The organism is Vibrio sp. Vb2960 (assembly GCF_033337665.1).
In the GTDB taxonomy this organism is placed as follows: Bacteria; Pseudomonadota; Gammaproteobacteria; order Enterobacterales; family Vibrionaceae; genus Vibrio; species Vibrio alginolyticus.
Genome location: NZ_JAWORD010000047.1, coordinates 1 through 5,895, shown reverse-complemented (window position 1 = coordinate 5,895; position 5,895 = coordinate 1). Strand labels below are relative to the sequence as shown.

The 5,895-nt window shown below is 44.7% G+C and carries 6 protein-coding genes and 1 tRNA gene; 4 read left to right on the top strand and 3 right to left on the bottom strand.

Annotated features, from left to right (window positions below; translation table 11 throughout):
* Positions 1-144: 144 nt before the first annotated feature.
* The 3 genes from glsB to trmB form a co-directional block, all read right to left on the bottom strand.
* Positions 145-1,065, bottom strand: a complete 921-nt coding sequence (gene glsB, locus R7O03_RS22415; protein WP_005381007.1) for a glutaminase B — start codon at positions 1,063-1,065, stop codon at positions 145-147.
* Positions 1,066-1,163: 98 nt separating this feature from the next.
* Positions 1,164-2,192, bottom strand: coding sequence for a TRM11 family SAM-dependent methyltransferase (locus R7O03_RS22410; RefSeq protein WP_005384509.1), 1,029 nt, complete (start codon positions 2,190-2,192; stop codon positions 1,164-1,166).
* Between the two features lie 17 nt (positions 2,193-2,209).
* Positions 2,210-2,929 (bottom strand): tRNA (guanosine(46)-N7)-methyltransferase TrmB, encoded by a 720-nt coding sequence (gene trmB / locus R7O03_RS22405; protein WP_005384506.1) that lies wholly within the window; start codon positions 2,927-2,929, stop codon positions 2,210-2,212.
* A gap of 203 nt (positions 2,930-3,132) precedes the next feature.
* Between trmB and mutY the strand changes: the two genes are divergently transcribed.
* From mutY to R7O03_RS22385, 4 genes are all read left to right on the top strand, one after another.
* The gene (gene mutY, locus R7O03_RS22400; RefSeq protein ID WP_005381004.1) at positions 3,133-4,209 is read left to right on the top strand and encodes an A/G-specific adenine glycosylase; all 1,077 of its coding nucleotides are present in this window, start codon (positions 3,133-3,135) and stop codon (positions 4,207-4,209) included.
* 19 nt (positions 4,210-4,228) lie between these two features.
* A complete protein-coding gene (locus R7O03_RS22395; RefSeq protein ID WP_005381002.1) occupies positions 4,229-4,501 on the top strand; it encodes an oxidative damage protection protein in 273 nt (90 codons plus the stop codon).
* A gap of 77 nt (positions 4,502-4,578) precedes the next feature.
* Positions 4,579-5,718 carry a membrane-bound lytic murein transglycosylase MltC gene (gene mltC / locus R7O03_RS22390; protein ID WP_005381001.1) on the top strand — a complete coding sequence of 380 codons (1,140 nt, stop codon included), beginning with the start codon at positions 4,579-4,581 and terminating at the stop codon, positions 5,716-5,718.
* A 100-nt stretch (positions 5,719-5,818) separates the two neighbouring features.
* Positions 5,819-5,894 (top strand) — tRNA-Phe (locus R7O03_RS22385).
* Position 5,895 lies beyond the last annotated feature (1 nt).

Genomic DNA, 5,895 nt, shown 5'->3' with positions numbered 1-5,895 from the left:
GTAGTTTTACAGGCAAAGCCGAAACGGATGATAACCACCTACTGAAGTAGGTGGTTTAGGGCTGAAAACAAAAAAGCCTCTCAATTGAGAGGCTTTTTATTTAGAAACTGTGCCGTCCTAAATAAGGTTGACACATTTCCAACATTAGAAAATTGAACGGCCAATTCGCTCTGAGAGCAGCTCAAGCGCCTTAGTACCAGCAAGCGAGTTACCTGAAGGATCAAGCTCTGGAGACCATACTGAAATGGTCATTTCACCAGGTACTACCGCGATAATGCCACCACCAACACCAGACTTACCAGGCATTCCAACGCGATAAGCAAACTCGCCCGCGCCATCATACAAGCCACACGTTGCTAACAGTGCATTAAGTTGTTTGGTTTGCACAGGAGAAACTACAGGCTTACCCGTTTGTACCGATGTGCCCTTGTTTGCTAAATAGCTAAACGTTTTAGCCAAATCGACGCAACTCATCTTCAGCGCACAAGCGTGGAAGTAATTTTGTAGTACTGGAATCACTTCATTTTCGAAGTTGCCAAACGAACGCATGAGATATGCAATCGCCGCATTACGGTCACCATGCATCATTTCGGATGCCGCAACGACTTTGTCATACACAATATGGGTATCACCAGAAAGCTGACGCACAAATTCCAACAGGCGCTGACGAGGTGCAGATAAGCGAGTTTGTAACAAATCTGCCACTACTATCGCTCCAGCATTTATAAATGGATTACGAGGAATACCTTGCTCCATTTCTAGCTGGATTAGCGAATTAAATGCCTGCCCCGAAGGCTCTTTTCCCACTCGAGACCAAATTTCTTCTTGCTTGTACAAGCACATCGCTAACGTCAAGCTCAATGCTTTTGAAATAGATTGGATAGAGAAAGGTTCATCGGCATCACCCGCCTTAATAACCTCACCTTCGTTGGTGTATACCGCAATACCTAACTTGTTGCTGGGTACTTTTGCCAGAGCAGGAATGTAATCAGCCACTTTACCTTGGCCGATTAAAGGGCGTACTTCCGCCAAAATATCTGTCAAAATTTCCACTGTCGGTTTCATTCTCTACCTTCTATTTACAAGAGAACTCGTTGAGCTCAGAGGTAAAAAAAGCCAACGTGTCGTTGGCTTTTCCATAGGGTTCGTTCGACTCAAGTCGATTATGGTTTTACTGCCACAATAATATTGCGGTTGATAGATTGATCAACACGGTGAAGATAACCGATGTAAGGCTCTTCTGAAAGTACCTTCCAACCTTGCTCTTCAAATAATGCCGCGACATCTTTCCATTTCAATGTGAATTCATTGAAAGACAACACCACTGAACCTTGCTTTTTCAATACCACTTTCCATGCAGGCAGAGCCTCTTTTAAAAGCTCTAGTGGGCTGCGGTTCAGTTTGCTGTCCTTGGCATTTTTGCTGCCGTGCTGCACGCCATAAGGCAGATCAGACACCATCACATCAACTGAGTTCTTTTTCACGACTTGATCAGCGATACGAGTATCAGCCGAATACAGCTTCATAAACTGAAGATTGCCTTGGTTGTAATCTTCTTTATTTGCTGCAGCTTCAACCACGAAACCATCCGCCACTTTCTTGCCACCCGCAGTGCGCTTTTCTTTGCTCACTTTGTGCTTAAAGCGGCCATTCTTCATGAACTTAACAATAAAGGTCTGGATCTCTTGCACCCACTTGGCGTTGATCTCAACCCCTACCACGTTCAAACCGTGGATCAAGCCTTCAAATAAGGTTGTACCTTTACCACACATTGGATCCATTAAGGTCAGTTGTTCACTTCCCGTATTGGACGCACTAATGCCGATATTCACCATCAAACGGGTAAACTGCTCATTTGTTTTCCCGGTGTAGCGCAAAATCTGGCTCATGCTTTCCGGGAAAGTGTTAAATACGGGCGCTTGAACTGGTCGAAGTAAACCATCTTCGCGCACTTCAAATAGCGCATAGTAAATCGAAGAGGCTGCGATTCTTCGCGCCTGCTCATCGGTTAGCGCTTCCTGACAAGAAAACACCAACGCAGCAGGTAAGCCAACGTCTTTACTACCAATTTCTGTCACATCCACGCCTTGTGAAGCTAAAATTGCTTTTAGTTCAGAACAGGCAATGGTCATTGCGCTATCAAAGTAAATTCGGTTATGACCCGGATTCGCTAATATCGCGTAATGGTACATCCCATGAACTCCTCTGGTTACGCAATACGCTTATATTTGATATCCCAAACACCGTGACCAAGACGGTGACCACGAGCTTCAAACTTCGTTAGCGGGCGATCGTCTGGACGAGGAACGAAATCACCATCTTTAGCAATGTTTTCGAAACCTGGCGCTTGGTTCATCACTTCAATCATGTGCTCTGCGTAGTTTTCCCAGTCGGTCGCCATGTGGAAAATACCTTCATTAGGGATAAGCTTCTCACGCACCATTTCCGCAAAACCTAATTGAACAATACGACGCTTGTGGTGACGCTTCTTATGCCAAGGGTCTGGGAAGAACAATTGCAGTGTCGATAAGCTGCCATTTGGGATCATGTGTTCGAATACTTCTACCGCATCGTGACACATTACACGCAGGTTAGTAATTCCCGCTTCGCGAGCATCGGCAAGACAAGCACCAACGCCTGGGCTATGAACTTCGATACCGATGAAGTTTTTCTCTGGCGCGTTCTTTGCCATTTCAACCAATGAAGCACCCATACCAAAACCGATCTCAAGCACTACTGGGTTATCGTTGCCAAACACCTCTTTCCAATCGAGAAGTTCAGCTTTGAAGTCAATACCCATCGTAGGCCAGCATTCATTCATCGCGCTCTCTTGACCTTTAGTCAAACGCCCTTCACGGCGTACAAAGCTGCGGATTTTGCGGATCAGCTTTCCGTCTTCGTTGTATTCGTTAGTGGTTACTTCACTCATTGATTTTGCCTGCACATTGATTAATCAAAGCGGGGATTATCCAAAGAATTTACTTAGGTGCAAGTATTTGTTGAGCTCTTGGTCTATGGCAACCCAAAAGCAACGACACACCTCTTTATATCCCTACTGTTTATCCGTTGTACTTCTTGCCCATTATGTGGTGCAATTTTGCACCTAACCAATAATAGAATACAGAGCAAGTCGTGACACCTTTCGCCAGTGCCATCCTAGAATGGTATGACGCATATGGAAGAAAAGATCTTCCGTGGCAACAAAATAAGACCGCATACAGTGTCTGGTTGTCTGAAATTATGCTTCAGCAAACTCAGGTCACTACGGTTATTCCGTATTACCAACGTTTCTTGGAACGCTTTCCAACCGTGATCGATCTTGCCAATGCTGAGCAAGATGAAGTCCTACACCTTTGGACTGGCTTAGGGTATTACGCCCGAGCCCGTAACCTTCACAAAGCAGCACAAGAGGTCGCCTCTACATACAATGGTGAGTTTCCTCTTGATATAGAGAAAATGAACGCCCTACCGGGGATTGGTCGCTCTACTGCTGCCGCCATTTTATCGTCTGTGTATAAACAACCACACGCGATTCTTGATGGTAACGTGAAGCGCACCCTATCCCGCTGTTTCGCAGTCGAAGGATGGCCAGGACAAAAAAAGGTTGAAAACCAGCTGTGGGAAATTGCCGAAACGCATACCCCACAAACGGATGTAGATAAGTATAACCAGGCAATGATGGACATGGGCGCAATGGTCTGCACTCGCAGCAAACCCAAATGTAGCCTCTGCCCTGTTGCTGACCTGTGTGTGGCAAAACAACAAGGTAATGTGCTCGACTACCCGGGCAAAAAACCGAAGAAAGATAAGCCAATCAAGCAAACTCGTTTCGTGATGCTTCACCACAACACCGAAAATGGTCATGAGGTGTGGTTGGAGCAAAGACCACAAACAGGCATTTGGGGTGGCTTATTCTGCTTCCCACAAACCGAACATGTGGATGCAGAAAGCGACATTGAATTGCTACTGGATCAACGCGGCATTCAAGCCAGCAATATCAAACAGAAGCAAACACTGATTACCTTTCGTCATACATTCAGCCATTACCACCTAGATATCACGCCAATTTTGATTGATTTATCAAAGCAACCGGACGTGATAATGGAAGGCAACAAAGGTCTTTGGTATAACTTATCTAAACCTGAAGAAGTCGGTTTAGCCGCGCCAGTAAAACTATTGCTGGAAACGCTACCCCACGAACTTCGTTAATTGAATACAAGGAGTCATTATGAGCCGCACTGTATTTTGTGCTCGACTAAAGAAAGAAGGCGAAGGTCTAGACTTTCAACTTTACCCTGGTGAACTAGGTAAACGCATTTTCGACAACATCTCGAAAGAAGCGTGGGCTCAGTGGCAACACAAACAAACCATGTTGATCAACGAGAAGAAACTCAACATGATGGATCCAGAACACCGCAAACTGATCGAAACAGAAATGGTAAATTTCCTCTTTGAAGGAAAAGACGTTCATATCGAAGGTTACACACCTCCGAGCGAATAAAGTCGCTTGAGTTAAACAATGACATCACAACCATTTGTGGTGTCATTTTTCTATTACCTTCAATAACTCTGATACTTATGAAAAAAATTGTCTTTATTGCTGCCGCACTTTTAATGGCAGGCTGTAGCCGTGAATTCGTCGAAAAGATTTATGACGTCAACTACGAGCCAACAAACCGTTTTGCCAATAACTTAGCTGAGCTACCAGGACAATTTGAAAAAGATACTGCGGCGCTAGATGCCTTAATCAATAGCTTTTCAGGCAATATTCAAAAGCGCTGGGGTAAAAAAGAAATCAAGTACGCTGGCAAGAGTAATTACGTTAAGTACATCGATAACTACCTTAGCCGCGCCGAGGTCGACTTTCGCAAAGGCGTGATCACGATAGAGACCGTATCACCGACCGAGCCCCAAAAACACCTAAAAGACGCGATTGTCACCACCTTATTAACACCAGACGATCCCGCTCACGTCGACTTATTCTCCTCTAAAGGTATCACGTTAGAGGGGCAACCATTCCTGTATAAACAAGTTGTCGACCAAGACAATAAGCCAATTCAATGGTCTTGGCGGGCAAACCGATTTGCGGAATACCTCATCGCAAATAAAATAAAAACCAAAAATGTAGACTTCAAGAAAGCGTATTATGTCGAAATTCCCATGGTTGAAGACCACTTTTCAACACGCAGCTACCAATACGCCGATATCGTGCGTCGAGCTTCCAAGAAATACGACATTCCAGAAGACTTGATATACGCCATTATTAAAACCGAGAGCAGTTTCAACCCATACGCGGTAAGTTGGGCAAATGCATATGGCCTAATGCAAGTTGTACCTAAAACAGCGGGACGAGATGTGTTCAAACTCGTGAAAAAGCGCTCGGGCCAACCAAGCCCTGAATATTTGTTTAATCCAGAAAACAACATAGATACTGGTACTGCGTATTTCTATATCTTAAAAAATCGTTATTTAAGAGAAGTCCGCCACCCTACCTCTCTCGAGTACAGCATGATTTCAGCTTACAATGGCGGTACTGGAGGAGTTTTAAACACATTTCATCGCAGTGATCGCAAACGCGCAATGCAAGATCTTAATTCATTGCAACCCAACCAAGTTTATTGGGCGTTAACCAAGAAACACCCGAACGCAGAAGCGCGTCGCTACCTAGAAAAAGTTACAAATTTCAAAAAGGAATTTAACTCGAAGCAAACTTTGTAGTGACAGTTGAATAAAAAGCGTTCGAACAACCACTTTTTTGAAATTATTTAAAAAAAGTGGTTGACGCAACGCGGGAAAATCCGTTTAATAGCGCTCCGTTGCCCGGATAGCTCAGTCGGTAGAGCAGAGGATTGAAAATCCTCGTGTCGGTGGTTCGATTCCGCCTCCGGGCACCAC